Annotated in this window: 14 protein-coding genes and 2 pseudogenes; 14 read left to right on the forward strand and 2 right to left on the reverse strand. The window is 63.6% G+C overall.

The genetic code is table 11. The features are described 5' to 3' along the window. Window position 1: 1 nt before the first annotated feature. On the forward strand, window positions 2–4,540 hold the full coding sequence (gene gltB / locus P1U48_RS06410; RefSeq protein WP_301068110.1) for a glutamate synthase large subunit: 4,539 nt from the start codon (window positions 2–4) through the stop codon (window positions 4,538–4,540). A 101-nt stretch (window positions 4,541–4,641) separates the two neighbouring features. On the opposite strand, the gene P1U48_RS06415 is transcribed toward gltB, so the two are convergent. Both P1U48_RS06415 and P1U48_RS06420 read right to left on the reverse strand, forming a co-directional pair. After that, window positions 4,642–5,016, reverse strand: a complete 375-nt coding sequence (locus P1U48_RS06415) for a hypothetical protein (protein ID WP_301068111.1) — start codon at window positions 5,014–5,016, stop codon at window positions 4,642–4,644. Between the two features lie 37 nt (window positions 5,017–5,053). Then, window positions 5,054–5,770, reverse strand: a complete 717-nt coding sequence (locus tag P1U48_RS06420) for a DUF599 domain-containing protein (protein WP_301068112.1) — start codon at window positions 5,768–5,770, stop codon at window positions 5,054–5,056. Between the two features lie 109 nt (window positions 5,771–5,879). Here P1U48_RS06420 and P1U48_RS06425 point away from each other — a divergent pair, with 109 nt between their 5' ends. The 13 genes and pseudogenes from P1U48_RS06425 (at window position 5,880) to P1U48_RS06485 (ending at window position 17,752) form a co-directional block, all read left to right on the forward strand. After that, complete coding sequence (locus P1U48_RS06425; protein WP_301068113.1) at window positions 5,880–7,328, forward strand: FAD-linked oxidase C-terminal domain-containing protein; 1,449 nt, start codon at window positions 5,880–5,882, stop codon at window positions 7,326–7,328. Window positions 7,329–7,392: 64 nt separating this feature from the next. Next, a complete protein-coding gene (locus P1U48_RS06430; protein WP_301068114.1) occupies window positions 7,393–8,556 on the forward strand; it encodes an FAD-binding protein in 1,164 nt (387 codons plus the stop codon). Further along, window positions 8,553–8,903 carry a hypothetical protein gene (locus P1U48_RS06435; protein WP_301068115.1) on the forward strand — a complete coding sequence of 117 codons (351 nt, stop codon included), beginning with the start codon at window positions 8,553–8,555 and terminating at the stop codon, window positions 8,901–8,903. The genes P1U48_RS06430 and P1U48_RS06435 overlap by 4 nt, the downstream gene beginning before the upstream one ends. 6 nt (window positions 8,904–8,909) lie before the next feature. Beyond that, window positions 8,910–10,202: a glycolate oxidase subunit GlcF gene (glcF, locus tag P1U48_RS06440; RefSeq protein ID WP_301068116.1), complete on the forward strand. Its 1,293-nt coding sequence runs from the start codon at window positions 8,910–8,912 to the stop codon at window positions 10,200–10,202. Between the two features lie 86 nt (window positions 10,203–10,288). Further along, complete coding sequence (locus P1U48_RS06445; RefSeq protein ID WP_301068117.1) at window positions 10,289–11,131, forward strand: trypsin-like peptidase domain-containing protein; 843 nt, start codon at window positions 10,289–10,291, stop codon at window positions 11,129–11,131. A gap of 205 nt (window positions 11,132–11,336) precedes the next feature. Further along, window positions 11,337–11,801, forward strand: coding sequence for an Hsp20 family protein (locus tag P1U48_RS06450; protein ID WP_301068118.1), 465 nt, complete (start codon window positions 11,337–11,339; stop codon window positions 11,799–11,801). A gap of 73 nt (window positions 11,802–11,874) precedes the next feature. Beyond that, window positions 11,875–12,663 (forward strand): monofunctional biosynthetic peptidoglycan transglycosylase, encoded by a 789-nt coding sequence (gene mtgA / locus P1U48_RS06455; RefSeq protein ID WP_301068119.1) that lies wholly within the window; start codon window positions 11,875–11,877, stop codon window positions 12,661–12,663. A 24-nt stretch (window positions 12,664–12,687) separates the two neighbouring features. Then, window positions 12,688–12,822, forward strand: a complete 135-nt coding sequence (locus P1U48_RS06460; protein ID WP_301068120.1) for a hypothetical protein — start codon at window positions 12,688–12,690, stop codon at window positions 12,820–12,822. A 15-nt stretch (window positions 12,823–12,837) separates the two neighbouring features. Beyond that, window positions 12,838–13,503: a glutathione S-transferase family protein gene (locus P1U48_RS06465; protein ID WP_301068121.1), complete on the forward strand. Its 666-nt coding sequence runs from the start codon at window positions 12,838–12,840 to the stop codon at window positions 13,501–13,503. A 78-nt stretch (window positions 13,504–13,581) separates the two neighbouring features. Next, window positions 13,582–14,628 carry a tRNA epoxyqueuosine(34) reductase QueG gene (gene queG, locus P1U48_RS06470; protein WP_301068122.1) on the forward strand — a complete coding sequence of 349 codons (1,047 nt, stop codon included), beginning with the start codon at window positions 13,582–13,584 and terminating at the stop codon, window positions 14,626–14,628. 291 nt (window positions 14,629–14,919) lie between these two features. After that, window positions 14,920–15,119: pseudogene (locus P1U48_RS06475) on the forward strand (transposase); the annotation flags it as partial. 33 nt (window positions 15,120–15,152) lie between these two features. Continuing rightward, window positions 15,153–15,450 (forward strand): annotated as a pseudogene (locus P1U48_RS06480) (integrase core domain-containing protein); the annotation flags it as partial. A 166-nt stretch (window positions 15,451–15,616) separates the two neighbouring features. Further along, a complete protein-coding gene (locus P1U48_RS06485; RefSeq protein WP_301068123.1) occupies window positions 15,617–17,752 on the forward strand; it encodes an acetate--CoA ligase family protein in 2,136 nt (711 codons plus the stop codon). Window positions 17,753–17,768 lie beyond the last annotated feature (16 nt).

The following is a 17,768-nucleotide window of genomic DNA, read 5'->3' on the forward strand; positions in this document are numbered from 1 at the left end:
CATGACCACTTATGACGAAAACTGGGCCCGCGCCGAAGAAGCCAAACGCAAGTGGATGTCCGAGAACGGCATGTTCTCGCTGGAAGACGAAAAATCGTCCTGCGGTGTCGGGCTGGTGGTGTCGATTGAGGGCAAGAAAAGCCGCAAGGTGGTGGAAGCCGGCATTCAGGCGCTCAAGGCGATCTGGCACCGTGGCGCTGTGGATGCCGATGGCAAGACCGGCGATGGCGCGGGCATTCATGTCGAAATCCCGGTGCCGTTCTTTTACGACCAGATCAAGCGCACTGGCCACGAACCGCGCAAGGATCAGTTGATGGCGGTTGGCCAGGTGTTCTTGCCGCGCACCGATTTCGGGGCTCAGGAATCCTGCCGGACCATCGTCGAGGCCGAAGTGCTGCGGATGGGCTATTACATCTACGGCTGGCGCCATGTGCCGGTGAATGTCGGCTGCCTGGGTGAAAAGGCCAACGCCACAAGGCCCGAGATCGAGCAGATCCTGATTTCCAACCTCAAAGGCGTCGACGAGGAAACCTTTGAGCGTGAGCTTTACGTCATTCGGCGGCGCATCGAAAAAGCCGTCTCGGCGGCTGGGATCAGCGGGCTCTATATCGCGTCGCTGTCTTGCCGGTCGATCATCTACAAGGGCATGATGCTGGCCGAACAGGTCAGCGAATTCTATCCCGATCTGCAGGACGAGCGGTTCGAGAGCGCATTTGCGATCTATCACCAGCGCTATTCCACCAACACCTTTCCGCAATGGTGGCTGGCCCAGCCGTTCCGGATGCTGGCCCATAACGGCGAGATCAACACGATCAAGGGCAACGTCAACTGGATGAAGAGCCATGAGATCCGGATGGCCAGCGGCACCTTTGGTGACCTGGCCGAGGATATCAAGCCGATCATCCCCGGCGGGTCTTCGGATTCCGCCGCACTGGATGCGGTGTTCGAGGTCCTGGTGCGCGCCGGTCGTTCGGCGCCGATGGCGAAGACCATGCTGGTGCCCGAAAGCTGGTCGAAACAGGCGCTGGAAATGCCCAAAGCCTGGCGCGATATGTATTCCTATTGCAACGGGGTGATGGAACCCTGGGACGGCCCCGCCGCCCTGGCGATGACCGATGGCCGCTGGGTTTGTGGCGGGCTGGACCGCAACGGCCTGCGTCCGATTCGCTATGTCGTCACGGGTGATGGGCTGCTGATCGCGGGCTCCGAGGCTGGGATGGTGCCGACCAACGAGGCGACGGTGCGCGAAAAGGGCGCGCTTGGCCCGGGTCAGATGATCGCGGTGGATATGAGAAAGGGCAAGCTCTACCACGACACCGAGATCAAGGATAAATTGTCCAAGGCGCTGCCATTCGGCGAATGGGTCGGCAAGATCAACGACCTCGAAGAGGCGCTGGGCGCGGTCACTGAAACCCCGGTGTTCGAGGGCAGTGAGCTGCGCAAACGCCAGATCGCCGCCGGTTACACCATGGAAGAGATCGAGCAGATGCTCGCCCCGATGGTCGAGGATTCCAAGGAATCTCTGGCCAGCATGGGCGACGACACGCCCTCGGCGGTGCTGTCGAATCAGTATCGCTCGCTCAGCCATTTCTTTCGGCAGAACTTCAGCCAGGTCACCAACCCGCCGATCGATTCCCTGCGCGAGTATCGGGTGATGAGCCTGAAAACCCGCTTCGGCAACCTCAAGAACGTGCTGGATGAAAGCAGCGCCCAGACCGAGATCTTGGTGCTGGAAAGCCCGTTCGTGGCGAATGCGCAATTTGACGAGCTGAAGAGCCATTTCAACGCCAATTTGGTCAAGATTGACTGCACCTTTGCCGTCGATGGCGGTCGCGATGCCCTGCGCCAGGGGCTGGAACGGATCCGTGCCGAGGCCGAGGATGCGGTGCGGTCGGGCGGTGGCCATATCGTGCTGACCGATCAGATGCAGGGGCCGGACAGGGTCGCGATGCCGATGATTCTGGCCACCAGCGCGGTGCATTCCTGGCTGACCAAAAAGGGCCTGCGCACCTTCTGTTCGCTTGGGGTCCGCTCCGCCGAATGCATCGACCCGCATTATTTCGCGGTGCTGATCGGCTGTGGTGCTACCATCGTCAACGCCTACCTGGCCGAAGACACGATTGCCGATCGGATCAGCAAGGGCCTGATCGAGGGCACCCTGACCGAGGCCGTGGCGCGCTATCGCGAGGCGATTGACCAGGGCCTGCTGAAAATCATGTCCAAGATGGGGATCTCTGTCGTTTCCTCTTATCGCGGCGGGCTGAACTTTGAAGCGGTCGGCCTGTCTCGGGCGATGTGCGCCGACTATTTCCCCGGCATGACCAGCCGGATCAGCGGCATCGGTGTGTCCGGCATCCAGAAAAAGATCGAGGACATCCATCGCAAGGGATTCCTTGGCGGTCAGGATGTGTTGCCCATCGGCGGCTTCTACAAATCCCGGAAAAGCGGCGAGACCCACGCCTGGGAAGCGCAGACCATGCATATGCTGCAAGCGGCCTGCGATCGCGCCTCCTATGAGATGTGGAAGCAATATTCGGCCCGGATGCAGGCCAACCCGCCGATCCATCTGCGTGATCTGCTGGCGATCAAGCCACTGGGCACGGCAATCCCGCTGGAAGAGGTGGAAAGCATCACCTCGATCCGCAAGCGGTTCGTGACGCCGGGCATGTCGCTGGGGGCGCTGTCGCCCGAGGCGCATAAAACCCTGAATGTCGCGATGAACCGGATCGGCGCCAAGTCGGATTCCGGCGAGGGCGGCGAGGATCCGGCGCATTTCGTGCCCGAACCGAATGGCGACAACCCAAGCGCCAAGATCAAGCAGGTCGCCTCGGGGCGGTTCGGTGTCACCGCCGAATATCTGAACCAATGTGAAGAGCTGGAAATCAAGGTCGCGCAGGGCGCCAAACCTGGCGAGGGCGGCCAGCTGCCCGGCATGAAAGTGACCGAACTGATCGCCCGGCTGCGCCATTCGACCAAGGGTGTGACGCTGATCAGCCCGCCGCCGCATCACGACATTTATTCGATCGAGGATCTGGCGCAGCTGATCTATGACCTGAAACAGATCAACCCGAACTGCAAGGTGACGGTGAAGCTGGTGGCCTCTTCGGGCGTCGGCACGATTGCTGCTGGCGTGGCCAAGGCCAAGGCGGATGTGATCCTGATTTCCGGCCATAATGGCGGCACGGGTGCCAGCCCGGCGACCTCGATCAAATTCGCCGGTCTGCCCTGGGAAATGGGCCTGACCGAGGCGCATCAGGTGCTGGCGATGAACAACCTGCGCAGCCGCGTCACCCTGCGCACCGATGGCGGTTTGCGCACCGGACGTGACATCGTCATGGCGGCGATGATGGGGGCCGAGGAATACGGCATCGGCACCGCCGCGCTGATCGCAATGGGTTGCATCATGGTGCGCCAGTGCCAGTCTAACACCTGCCCGGTCGGGGTCTGCACCCAGGACGAGGATCTGCGCGCCAAGTTCAGCGGCACCGCTGACAAGGTGGTGAACCTGATCACCTTCTACGCGCAGGAGGTGCGCGATATTCTGGCCTCGATCGGGGCACGGTCGCTGGACGAAGTGATCGGCCGGGCCGATCTGTTGCACCAGGTCAGCCGGGGCGCCGATCATCTCGACGATCTCGACCTCAACCCGCTGCTGATCACCGTCGATGGCGCGCAGAACATTGTCTACAACCGCGACCGGGAACGGACCCCGGTGCTGGATACGCTGGATGCCGAAATCGTCCGCGATGCGGCCCGGTTCCTGCGCGATGGCGAAAAGATGCAGCTGTCCTATGCAGTGCAGAACACCCACCGCACCGTCGGCACCCGCACGTCGAGCCATATCGTGCGCAAATTCGGCATGCGCAACGCGCTGCAACCCAACCACCTGACGGTCAAGCTGACCGGCTCGGCCGGGCAATCGCTGGGGGCCTTTGCCGCGCCGGGGCTGAAACTGGAAGTCGCGGGCGAGGCCAATGATTATGTCGGCAAGGGCCTGTCCGGCGGCACCATTGTGGTGCGTCCGCCAATGGCCAGCCCGCTGGTCGCCGCCGACAACACGATCATCGGCAACACCGTGCTTTATGGCGCCACCGATGGCTTCCTCTTCGCCGCCGGGCGGGCCGGTGAGCGATTCGCGGTGCGCAACTCCGGCGCCAAGGTGGTGATTGAGGGCTGCGGCTCCAACGGTTGTGAATACATGACTGGCGGGGTGGCGGTGATCCTCGGCTCGATCGGTGCAAATTTCGGCGCCGGGATGACCGGGGGCATGGCCTATCTCTATGATCCCGACGGCAGTGCCGAGGCGTTGATGAACCAGGAAACCATCATCACCTGCACCAGAATCGAAGGCCATTGGCTGGCGCAGATGGAGGGGCTGATCCGCCGCCACCTGGAAGAAACCGGAAGCCGCAAGGCCGCCGATATCCTCCAGCATTGGGAGAACGAAAAGGACAAATTCGTCCAGATCGTGCCGAAAGAGATGCTGAACAAGCTGCCCTATCCGGTCGGCATCCCGGATCAGGCGATCCCGGCCGAGTAACCCGCCTTGCAATGGGCGATGGGCTGAGGGTCAGGTAACACCAAGGGGCGGTCGCAGGGCCGCCCTTTGGCATTTGGACCATTGGCAGGCGGTCAGCCGACTCAGCGTTCCAGCTGCAATTCCGTCAATTCGGTTGAGAAATCGCCATGCGAGCAATGCGCCCGCAGGAACACCCGCTTTGTGCCGTCCGGCACCATCACCGAATGCAGGGCCCGGGCAAAGGGCTGTTCGGTGACATGCGGATGCCCCAGCTTGCGAAACGCCAGAACCTTGCCGTTTTCGTCCAGCACCTGCCAGCCGTCGGCATAATGGTCCCATCCGGAATCGGGATGTTTCAGCGTCACCTCGATGTTCCAGCCCAAGCCATGCTTGGCCGCCGTGGCGCTGACAATCTCTGGCGCGTCGGCGGCGGCACCTGTTGCCCCAATTGCGAGGCCTGAGATGAGAGCGAGGGCAAGGATACGAATTGGCGTCATGGCGCCCGTTATAGGCAGGCCACAGACGCCATGCATGTCACGAAGATGTGTCACTGCGGTGAGCGTGACTTTCCATCAACACTTTGCGCGACTGTGAGGCGAATTCGCGCCGCCACAGCACCGCAAAGGTCAGCGCGGCGGCGGCGATCAGCGCCTCGGACCCCAGCATCCAGGCGGTCGTGCCCAGGGCGAAATAGATCGACCGCAGACCCTGGTTGAAACTGCGCGCGGCAAAGATATTCAGATCGGCGGCCTGTCCGGCGCGGCTCTGCGCATCTGGATCCTCGGGGTCGTTCGGGGTCGCGGCCATCAGCACCGCGCAATAGCCGAACAGCCGGTGCGACCAGACGAATTTCAGAAAGGCATTGGTCAGAAAGCCGGTGATGGTCAGCACCTTCACCTCCCAGACAAAGGGCGGATCGCTTTCCAGCGTCAGCGCGTTGGCCAGCCCGGTCAGCCGGTCGGCATTGCCGATCATTGCCAATGCGCCGCCGATCGCGATCATCGTGGCCGAGGCGAAAAATGTGGTGCCCTGGCGCAGGGTGGCCAGGGTTTGGGCATCGAAAATCCGCGGTTGCCGGGTGACCATCTGCACCATCCAGTCGCGCCGGTATTGCGTCACCAGCCGCGACACCGAAGGCCGTCTTCCGGAATGCTCGATCAGCCAGCCGATCAACAGCCACAGCCCGAGCAGCGCCGCAAGCGCCGCAAAGTCGAGCGGGGCAAAGAGCCCAAGACGGTCTGACCAATCCATACCCCCTAATACTTGGCCTCGGGTTCGCTTGCCAGTGGGGTTTGGCGGCGATAGGTTCTGACAATGGTCAGTGCTGCATCTGCAACCCGGTTCAGGGAGGTCGAAACCGATGGAAATGCCCGTCCCCGATCCCGTGGCCATGGCCCGCAAACCCGAACTGGTCAGGCGTCTGCGCGCCGCTTTGCCGGCTGGGTCAGTCATCGACGCGCCCGAAGAGTTGCGCGCCTATGAATGTGACGCGCTGACCGCCTATCGCTGTCCGCCGCTGGCTGCGGTCTTGCCGGTGAACACCGAAGAGGTCGCCGCGGTGCTGCGCATCTGCAACGAGCTGGAGGTGCCGGTGGTGCCGCGCGGATCGGGCACCTCGCTGGCGGGGGGGGCGCTGCCGACCGCCGACTGCGTGATCCTCGGGGTGGCGCGGATGAACGGCGTGCTGGAAACCGATTACGACAACCGCTTTATCCGGGTGCAGACCGGACGCACCAATCTGAGCGTCACCGGCGCGGTCGAGGTCGATGGCTTTTTCTATGCCCCCGATCCATCCAGCCAGCTCGCCTGCGCCATCGCGGGCAATATCGCGATGAATTCCGGCGGGGCGCATTGCCTGAAATACGGGGTGACCACGAACAACCTGCTGGGCGTGACCCTGGTGACGATGCAGGGCGAGGTGCTGGAAATCGGCGGCCCCTGGCTCGACCCCGGCGGGCTCGACCTGCTGGGGGTGATCTGCGGGTCCGAAGGGCAGTTGGGCGTGGTGACCGAGGCGGTGCTGCGCATCCTGCCGAAACCCGAAGGCGCCCGGCCGGTGCTGATCGGCTATGACAGCAACGAGGTGGCGGGCGCCTGTGTCCGCGACATCATCGAGGCCGGGGTGTTGCCGGTGGCGATCGAATTCATGGACCGCCCCTGTATCCGCGCCACCGAGGCCTTTGCCGGGGCCGGCTATCCCGATTGCGAGGCGCTGCTGATCGTCGAGGTCGAGGGATCGGACCAGGAAATCGCCGAACAGCTGGCGGTGATCACCGAAATCGCCGGGCGGCATAATCCGGTCGAAATACGCGAAAGCCAGAGCGCGGAGGAAAGCGCGCGGATCTGGCTGGGTCGGAAATCGGCCTTTGGCGCGATGGGGCAGATCAATGATTACATGTGCCTTGATGGCACCATTCCGGTCAGCGCCCTGCCGCTGGTGCTGCGCCGGATCGGCGAGATGTCGGCCGACTACGGGCTGGACGTCGCCAATGTGTTCCATGCCGGCGATGGCAATATGCATCCGCTGATCCTGTTTGACGCCAACAAGCCTGGCGATCTGGAGCTCTGCGAGGCCTTTGGTGCCGAGGTGCTGAAGCTCTGCGTCGAGGTCGGCGGCTGTCTGACCGGCGAACACGGGATCGGCATCGAAAAACGCGATCTGATGCTGCACCAATATGACCGCGTCGATCTTGAGACGCAGATGGCGGTGAAGGATGTGTTTGATCCGAAATGGCTGTTGAACCCTGCCAAGGTGTTCCCGCTGTCGGTCAGCACCGCCCGGCGCGAGAGGCGGATGGCGGCGGAATAAGGGGGGCCTGCCCCCCATCGGCCCTTGGCCGATTCCCCCCGGGATATTTTTGACCAGAGGAAGCATGAAACCCGCAAGCGAAACAGAATTGGCCGAGATGATCCAGGCCGCGACAGGACCGTTGTCGGTGATCGGCGGCGGCACCAGGCTGCGCTGGCGCCCGGTGACGGGTGCGCCACTGTCGAGCGCGGGGCTGTCGGGGGTGCGGCTCTATGAGCCGGGCGCGCTGACGCTGGTCGCCGGAGCGGGCACGCCGGTGGATGAGATTGTCGGTGTTCTGGTGGAAAAAGGTCAAAGACTGGCGTTTGAGCCGCCGGATATGCGGGGCTTGATGGGCCATGACGGCACCCCGACCATCGGCGGTGTGGTCGCCGCCAACGCCAGCGGGCCGCGCCGGGTGCAACTGGGTGCCTGCCGGGATTTCTTGCTTGGGGTGCGCTTTGTCGATGGGGCCGGACGGATCGTCAAGAATGGTGGCCGGGTGATGAAGAACGTCACCGGTTATGATCTGGTCAAACTGATGGCGGGCAGTTTCGGCACGCTCGGCGTGCTGAGCGAGGTCAGCCTCAAAGTGCTGGCGGTGCCGCAGGCCGAGGCGACGCTGATCGCCCGTGACCTGCCGCTGGATCAGGCGCTGGGCGCGTTGCGGGCCGCCCTGGCGACCCCGTTTGATATCAGCGGCGCCTGTCATGACGCCACCGGAGCCGAGGCCCAGACAAGGCTGCGGATCGAGGGGATGGCGGGATCGGTGCGCTATCGCAGCGAGAGGCTGCGGGCGGCGGTTTGCGCCGGTTGGGATCTGGTCGAGGGTGCGGACAGCGCCGAGCTCTGGCGTGCCACCCGCGATGCCAGCGCCTTTGTCGGCAGTAATGAGGCCGTGTGGAAAATCTCGACCATGCCGGGGCGGGCCGAGGATCTGATGGCCACCCTGACGGCGCAGGATCTGGCGCATCGGGCGCTGTTTGACTGGGGCGGCGGGCTGATCTGGCTGGCGGTGCCGCAGACCGGGGACAGCGGCGCGGCGCTGATCCGCGCGACGCTGGCACGGCTTGGTGGCCATGCGACGTTGCTGCGGGCTGATGGCCGATTGCGCCAGGCGGCGCCGATGTTTCAGCCCCGCGACCCGGCACTGGCCCTGTTGGAGACCGGATTGCGCGACCGCTTTGATCCGCGCGGCATTCTGAACCCCGGCCTGATGGGCGCGCGACAGAAGGTGGGCACCGCATGACCTATTTCGTGATTGGCGCAGCAATCCTTGGTCTGGCCCTGTTCGGCATTCTGTTGCGCAGCGCCCCGGAAGCCGGGTTTTTCCGGCTGCTGGCCAGCGGTATTGTCCTCTTGGTGTTTGCCGGGACCGCGATGCTGCGGCTGCTGCCGATCGAGCCCGGCGGATCCGGCGGTCGGGTGATGATTGCGCTCGCCTTTCTGTGGCTGGCCTGGGTCAGCGCGGTGGCGTTTGTGGCCCAGGCCCTGCGCCGCAGCTATCCGCAATCGGCGGCGGAACTGACCAATGTTTCGGCGTTGGCCACCCTGGCCCCGGTGGCCGGGCTGGCCATCGCCCGCGGGCTGATGTGAGGCGCGATGCAAACCAATTTCACTGACAAGCAACTGCAAGATCCCGGCATTCAGCGGGCCAACGAGATCCTGCGGGCCTGCGTGCATTGCGGGTTTTGCACTGCGACCTGTCCGACCTATCAGGTTCTTGGCGATGAGCTCGACAGCCCGCGCGGTCGGATCTACCTGATCAAGGACATGCTGGAGAACGAGCGGGTGCCGGACGAGAAAACCGTCAAGCATATCGACCGCTGCCTGTCCTGCCTCGCCTGCATGACCACCTGCCCGTCCGGGGTGCATTACATGCATCTGGTGGATCAGGCGCGGGCCTATATCGAAGACCAGTATCGCCGCCCCTGGCATGACCGGGCCCTGCGCGGACTGCTGGCCGCGATCCTGCCGTATCCGATGCGGTTCCGGCTGGCGCTGCTGGCGGCAAAGGTTGCCCGGCCCGCCCGGCGGCTGGTTCCGGATCCGCGGCTGCGGGCGATGCTGGACATGGCGCCAAAGACCATCCCGCCGGTCAGCCGCAACGACGACCCGCAGGTGTTCCCGGCGCAGGGCGACCGGCGGATGCGGGTGGCGTTGATGACCGGCTGTGCGCAAAAGGCGCTGAACACCGACATCAATGACGCGACGATCAGGCTGCTGACCCGGCTGGGCTGTGAGGTGGTGATCGCGCCGGGGCAGGGCTGTTGCGGGGCGCTGACCCATCACATGGGCAAGGCGGACGCCGCGCATCAGAGCGCCGCCGCCAATATCGCCGCCTGGCAGGCGGCTAAGGCGGAGGCCGGTCTGGATGCGGTGGTGATCAACACCTCGGGCTGCGGCACCACGGTGAAGGATTACGGCCATATTTTCCGCAATGATCCGCTGGCTGAGGCGGCGGCTGAGGTGGCGGCGCTGGCCGTCGATGTGACCGAACTGGTGCAGCGGCTGGGCCTGCCTGAGGGCGCGCCAAAGGGGCTGCGTGTCGGGTATCACGCCGCCTGTTCGCTGCAGCATGGGCAGAAGGTGAAGGACGCGCCAAAGGCGCTGTTGAAGCGAGTCGGGTTCGAGGTGGCGGAACCCGCCGACAGCCACCTGTGCTGTGGCTCGGCGGGCACCTACAACCTGTTGCAGCCGGAAATCTCGGGTCAGCTGAAGGCGCGAAAGCTCAGCACCCTCGCGGCGATCAGGCCAGATGTCATCGCGGCCGGCAATATCGGCTGCATGATGCAGATCGGATCGGGCAGCGCGGTGCCGGTGGTGCATAGTGTCGAACTGCTGGATTGGGCAACCGGCGGGCCAAAGCCACGGGCGTTGACCGAAATCGCCTGAAACCCACCCCGCCCCTGCCCGCGCCGCGCCGCAATTTCGCCCGCAACCACCGGTATCCCTGATCGAAAGTCAGACAGGAAATCCGAATGTTGCGTGCCCTTGCCCTTATCGCCCTGATCGCAGTTCCGGTTTCCGGGATGGCGCAAACCCTGGCCGACAACATGTCGCGTCACGGCGCCCTGACCCGGCTCGATACTGGCGATCAGAGTCGTGGTTGGGAGGCGGTCGGGCGGCTCGATATCAACGGCAAGGGATTCTGCACCGGCGCATTGATTGCTGACAATCTGGTGCTGACCGCCGCGCATTGCATGTTCGACAAACACACCGGCACCCGCGTTGACGCGACCAGGATCGAGTTTCTGGCCGGGTTCCGCAATGGCCGCGCCTCGGCCTATCGCAGCGTGCGCCGCGCGGTGGTGCATCCCGAATACCGCTATACCCCGAATGTTTCGGCGGAAAGCGTACGCCAGGATGTGGCGCTGCTGGAACTGGATATGCCGATCCGCAACACCACAGTGATCCCCTTTGCCACCGACGCACGGCCGCGCAAGGGCGACCGGATCGGCGTGGTCTCTTATGCGCATGACCGCGCCCAGGCGCCCAGCCTGCAGGAGATCTGTGGCGTGATGGGGCGTCAGGACGGGGTGTTGATCATGTCCTGCGATGTCGATTTCGGATCCTCCGGCGCGCCGGTGTTTTCCTTTGAGGGTGGCGAGCCACGCATCGTCTCGGTGGTGTCGGCCAAGGCCGAGGTTGACGGCGAGCGCGTGGCTCTGGGCACTCAGCTGGGCGAAACCCTGACCCAGCTGCGCGGTGCGCTGGGCAGTGGCCCCGACTTTGCCGCGGTTCCGCCGGTCAACGGCGTGCGGCTGCGGCTGGGTGGTGGACGCCAGGGCACCGGTGCCAAGTTTGTGCGCGCCCAGGACTGACCGGGTCGACATGGCTCGATCCGGAATTTGATCCCCGCTGGCGCGGGAGAGGGATGCAGCCCTCCGCCAGGCGCCGCCCCCTTGAAACCGCGAAGTCCCATTCCCACATCTGATTCACCGGGGCGCCGAAACGGGCCCCGGCATCGACACCGCCTGTCCCTTAGGGAAGGCACCACCCTGTTATCGCTCAAAGAGGATGACCCAGATGCGTAATTTTGACCTTGCTCCGCTCTATCGTGCCACCGTTGGTTTCGACCAGCTTGCCGATATGATGGACCGGGTGCTGGCCGGGGATACCGGCCAATCCACCTACCCGCCCTACAACATCGAAAAGACCGATGAGAACGCCTATCGCATTTCGATCGCGGTTGCCGGTTTCTCGGAGGCCGACCTCAGCGTCGAGGTCAAGGAAAAGGCGCTGATCGTCACCGCCCGCAAGCCCGATGACGCCGCGCCGCGCAGCTATCTGCACCGTGGCATCGCCACCCGCGCCTTCGAACGCCGCTTTCACCTGGCCGATCACGTCAAGGTTTCCGGCGCCACCCATGCCGACGGCATGCTGCATATCGATCTGGTCCGCGAGATTCCCGAGGCGCTGAAACCGCGCCGTATCGAAATCGCCAAGGGGGACACGGTCGAAGCCAAGGCGATTGAAACCGCCGAGGTATAACCCTCCGACATTTCCAAGACCCTCGTTTCTCAATCTGGCGCGGCTTCGGCCGCGCCTTTTTTCGTTTCGCCCTGTGCCGGGACTTCCGCGCAACCGGGGTGTCGCCTATACCTTGCGCGTGGCGAAACAGACCAAACCCAAGGCCAAGAAAAAGGCCAGGCAGCCGGAGCGGCCCCGTCGGTTTCGTCGGCTTGTGCGCTGGGTCTTGCGCTGGGGCGCGCGGCTGGCCGGGCTGTTGGTGCTGATCGTGTTGCTGGTGGTGGCGGCGCACAGCCGGTTCAACCCGACGCTTGGCTATTACATGTGGACCGAGGAACAGCGGCTGGGCGAGATTGACCGCGTCTGGGTGCCGATCAGCGAGATCGCCCCGGCGATGGCCCGGTCGGTGGTGGCGGCGGAAGATGCGAATTTCTGCAACCATTGGGGATTTGACATGGCGGCGATCCGCGCCGCGCTTGCGGATGGTGGCCGCCGTGGTGGATCGACGCTCACCCAGCAGGTGGTCAAGAATGTGTACCTCTGGCACGGGCGCAGCTGGGCACGCAAAGCGCTTGAGGCGCTGCTGACACCGGTGGTTGAAATCCTCTGGAGCAAGCGGCGGATCGTTGAGGTCTATCTCAACATCGCCGAATTCGACGAGGGCGTGTTCGGGGTGGAGGCGGCGGCGCGACATTATTTCGGGGTTGGCCCCGAGGCGCTGAGCGATCTACAGGCCGCCCGGCTGGCGGCGGTGCTGCCGGCGCCGCAAAGCTGGTCGGCCTCGCGCCCCTCTGACCAGGTGCGCAACCGCACCAAAAAGATCCTGAGCGGCGCCGCGACCATCGCCGTCGATGGCCGTGCCGCCTGTTTTGAACGCCCCTAGGGCTGCGCCCTGTCAGGCGGCGGGATGCCGCTCGGCCGCACCGCCAGACTGGTGCATTGGCGCGCCGACCCGCGCCTGATCCACCATCTGCAGTTGAATCGCGCCGCCAATCGCGGCAAGACTGCCGAACGCGGCCCGAAGTGGCTGGCGCTCTGCTGAAATGGATCGGCCGAAATGGCAAAGCTGTATCACGTCCCGCTGTCCCCGTTCTGCCGCAAGGTGCGGCTGAGCCTGGCGGAAAAGCGGATCGAATGTGAATTGATCGAAGAACGCTATTGGGAACGCGATCCCGATTTCCTGCGTCGCAACCCCGCCGCCAAGGTTCCGGTGCTGCGCATCGACGGTAAGACGATGGCCGAGAGCACGGCGATCTGCGAATGGCTGGAAGAGGCCTATCCCGAGCCATCGCTGCTGCCCGATGACGCCGATGGCCGCTATGAGGTGCGCCGTATCGTCGCCTGGTTCGATGATAAGTTCCACAGCGAGGTGACCTCGAAACTGCTCTATGAGCGGGTCAACAAGAAGGTGATGAAACAGGGCTATCCCGACAGTGCCAACGTCAAGGCCGGGGCCCAGGCGATCAAGTTTCACCTCGATTACATGGCCTGGCTGCTGGATCACCGCCGCTGGCTGGCGGGCGACCGGATGACCCTGGCCGATTTCGCCGCCGCCGCGCATCTGTCGAGCCTGGATTACCTCAGCGATGTCGATTGGAGCCGTCGCGATCAGGTCAAGGATTGGTACGCCAAGATCAAGTCGCGCCCGGCGTTCCGGTCGATCCTGGTCGATCAGGTGTCGGGGTTTCTGCCCCCTGCGCATTACGCCGATCTCGATTTCTGAGCCCCATCGCGGCGGGGGGCCAGCCCCCCGTCGGCCGGATGGCCGACTCCCCCCGAGATATTTGGAACCAGGAGAAGCATGGCAACAGCGCTGAAACAGAAATTGCTGGCCCAGGCCGAGGCCGAGGGGTTCAGCGCCTGTGGCATCTGTCGCCCCGATGCGGTGCCCGAGGTGAAGGGCCGACTTGCGGAGTTTCTGGCGGCGGGGCGGCATGGCCAGATGGGCTGGCTGGAGCGGCGCGCCGAATGGCGTGGCGACCCGGCGGTTCTGTGGCCCGAGGCGCGTTCGGTGATCATGCTGGCGGAAAGCTATGCGCCGGAGAGCGATCCGATGGCGGGGTTGTTGACGCCGGAACGCGGGATGATATCGGTCTATGCCCAGGGCGCGGATTACCATGATCTGGTCAAGAAGCGGCTGAAGCGGCTGGCGCGCTGGTTGATCGCCGAGGCCGGGGAGCACGGTGGCGAGACTGTTGAGGTCAAGGTCTTTGTCGACACCGCGCCGGTGCCGGAAAAGGCACTGGCTCAGGCGGCCGGGCTGGGCTGGCAGGGCAAGCACAGCAATCTGCTGGGGCGCGAGCTCGGCAATTGGGTGTTTCTGGGTGCGGTGTTCACCACCTTGGAACTGCCGGTCGATGCCCCAGAGGTGGATCATTGCGGATCCTGTCGGCGCTGCCAGGACATCTGTCCGACGGCGGCGTTTCCGGCCCCCTATCAGCTCGACGCGCGGCGCTGTATTTCCTACCTGACGATTGAACACAAAGGCCCGGTGGATGTGGCGCTACGTCCGCTGCTGGGCAACCATATCTATGGCTGCGACGATTGCCTGGCGATCTGCCCCTGGAACAAATTCGCTGTGGCGGCGCATGAACTGCGCTATCGTCCGCGTGAGGGCAATCTTTTGCCAAAGCTGGCCGATCTGGTTGGCCTCGACGATGCCGGATTCCGGGCACGGTTTGCCGGGTCGCCGGTCAAGCGGATCGGGCGCGACCGGATGGTGCGCAATGTGCTCTACGCCATCGGCAATTCCGGAGATGCGGCGTTGAAGCCGGCGGCGCAGCGGCTGTGCGAAGATCCGGATCCGGCGGTGGCCGATGCGGCGCGTTGGGCGGTGGCGCGACTTTAGCGGATCAAAACCCGACGCGGCTCAGGCCGGCGGTTCGATCTGGGTGCAGACCACCAGAATCCGCGCCGGAGGTTCAAGCGCCGAGGCATAGAGATGGCCGCGACCGCTGTCAAAATAGATCGATTCGCCCTGGTCGAGAATGACAGAGGTGGCTCGGTTGATCTGAACAGGTTTCGGGCGTTTTCTAGGTCATGTTGACAACAGGGATTCGCATCGCAGTGCAGGCATGATTCAAGCTGGTATCTGCGATGGAGACCAACCTGGCACGAGACCTTGTGCCGGACGAGGACCGGGCGCAAACCGTTCAACCACCGCCTTGTTCCTGATGGGATTTTCTGGATCGCGCGCAACGGCGCGCCGTGGCGTGACCTGCCTGAAGAGTTCGGCAAGGGGTCAAACGTCTGACGCTGGACGCTGGCGGGGAGTGAGAGGACATCATGGACGCCCTGAACCAGAGTGGGGCGGTGCCGGATGCCCTTCAAATGATAGAGAGGCGAAACAGCCCTGATGCGGGGACAGCGTTCCTGCCAGCCGAACCGGTCATCAAAAGCCTGAACCGGATCATCGAATGGCGCGGCACGCCTGGCCCCGACAAGGGTCGGCAATGGCCCGGAATACATCAGCGGCAAGTTGATGGAATGGGCCGGGAAACAAGGCGTTACCATCCAGCACATCCAACCCGGACAGCCGCAGCAGAACGCCTAAATCGAGGGCTACAACCGCACGGTTCGGCACGAATGGCTCTGGACTTACAACAATGATCGCCCGAACATGGGCATCGGCGGCATCACACCCGCCCAGAAACTGAAAATGGCCGCGTGAGTTCTACGGATGCATCCCGCTAGGAATGGGTGGATTACTGCGGAAGGTTCAACGGTGTTCTTCCAGTTGCGGCCTTCGACGATCGCGGGCGGCTCCAGTAAGGTTCAGCGCAACATTATCGCGAAGGCTGTTCTCGGCCTTCCCACCTAAGCAGATCGGAACTCCCATGAACGAAAAGAAAGACACGAACATGCAACGGGACTTTACCAGTATCACAAAGCTGGTCGAACCCCGATCCGTCGCGGTGATTGGCGCCTCCTCGGATTCCGGAAGGATTGGCGGGCGACCGATCAAATGGATGCTCAAGGCGGGATACACTGGCAAGATCTTTCCCGTGAACCCAAATCGCGAAGAGATTCAGGGCCTGAAGGCCTATCCCTCAATTGCGGACCTGCCCGAAGCGCCCGATGCCGCGATCATCGCGGTTTCCGCAAGCCATGTATCGGCCGCGCTCGAGGAACTCGGCAACAAGGGCGTGGGAGCTGCGATCATCTTTTCGTCGGGCTTCGCGGAAGTCGGAGACGAAGGCGCTGCTGCTCAGGCGGATCTGCTGGACATCGCCCGGCGGCATGGCATCCGTCTCCTTGGGCCGAATTCGCTGGGCATGTTCAACGCGCGGCGGAATTACTATCCTACCTTCACCAGCGCCTTCGACACGGCATGGCCGCGTTCTGGTGGTGTCAGCATTGTCAGCCAGTCCGGCGCTTTCGGCTCCAATCTTGCAACCCTTGCACTGGAGAAGGGCCTTGGCGCGCCACTTTGCATCATGACCGGAAATGAGGCCGACTTGACTGTCGGCGAACTCATCGGTTGGCTCGCTACCGATCCGGAAACGCGCGTGATCGCCGCCTACATGGAAGGCATAAATGATGGCGACACTCTGATCGCCGGCCTCGAGGCCGCGCGGCAGGCAAAGAAGCCCGTGATCCTGATGAAGGTCGGGCGCAGCTCGCTGGGCAGTGCGGCCGCGGCGTCGCATACCGCATCCATCGCCGGTGACGACGTTGTCGCTGATGCGGTATTCCGCGAACTTGGCGTGATCCGCGTCAAGACAGCCACCGAACTTCTGGAATTTGCCGATATCGCGTCACACGGGATTTATCCTGCGAACAACACTCTGGGAGTTCTGACCGTCAGCGGTGGTGCCGGCGTTCTCATGAGCGATGCAGCCGAAGACTTTGATGTCTCCATGCCAGCGATGCCGGAAACCGCCCAGGCTGAGATGAAGGAAATCTTGCCCTTTGGCGCGTTCCGCAACCCGATCGATTGCACCGCACACCTGATCAACGATACGTCGCTGCTCGACAAGTTCATGAGCCGGATGCTGGCCGACGGAGGCTATTCCTCGATCATCAGTTTCTTTGCAAAGGGTGCTGGCATCCCCCCCTTCGCGCCGATCCTTTTCGAGGAAATGGAACGGCAAAGGCTCAAATATCCCGACAGACTCTTCATTGTCAGTGGAATCGCGTCCGAAGAGTTGCGACGCCGCTATGCCGAGATCGGCATCTCCGTCTTCGAGGATGCCAGCAGCGCAGTCCGCGCAGTCGCGGCTATGGGTCAGATCGGTGACACCTTCGCCGCCCTGCCGGAAAGCCCCCCGAATGTGCCAGACGGGATCGATTTGCCCGACGACGCGATGAGTGAGGCCGCTGCCAAGTCCGTCCTGACGCGTCATGGTATCCGCTTTGCACGGGAAAAGCTCTGCGCCGATGCCGATGCGGCGGTCGCCGAGGCCGAAGCCATTGGCTTTCCGGTCGTCATGAAGATCGTGTCGCCCGACATCCCACACAAGACCGAGATCGGCGGCGTGCTTCTTGCCGTTCCCGATGCGGCGGCGGCGCGCGCCGGGTTTGATACACTCCTGCAACGTGCGGCCGCGGCCCAACCTTCCGCGCATATCGAAGGTGTTCTGGTGGCAGAAACGGTCTCTGGTGGGATCGAAACGATCATGGGCGTCAAGAATGATCCCGCGTTCGGTCCGGTTGCGATGTTCGGCCTTGGCGGCATCTACACCGAAATCATGCAGGATGTCGTGTTTCGCCGCTGCCCTTTCTCGCCAGCCGTGGCAGAGAAGATGATCGAGAGCACACGCGCGGGCGTGCTGTTGCGCGGGGTGCGCGGACAGCCGGGTGGTGACATGGAAGCCGCCGCCGAGATGCTTTCCGCCCTGTCGGTCTTTGCGGCCGGGGCAGGCGACAGAATTGACAGCATCGACATGAATCCGGTCATCGTGAAGGAGAAGGGCAAGGGGGCCGTGGCCCTCGACGCTCTGATCGCCCTCAAGGATGCGAGCAAGCCCTGAAACGTCGCCCCCCCGG

This window comes from Pseudooceanicola sp. (genome assembly GCF_029213205.1).
Classification (GTDB): domain Bacteria; phylum Pseudomonadota; class Alphaproteobacteria; order Rhodobacterales; family Rhodobacteraceae; genus Pseudooceanicola.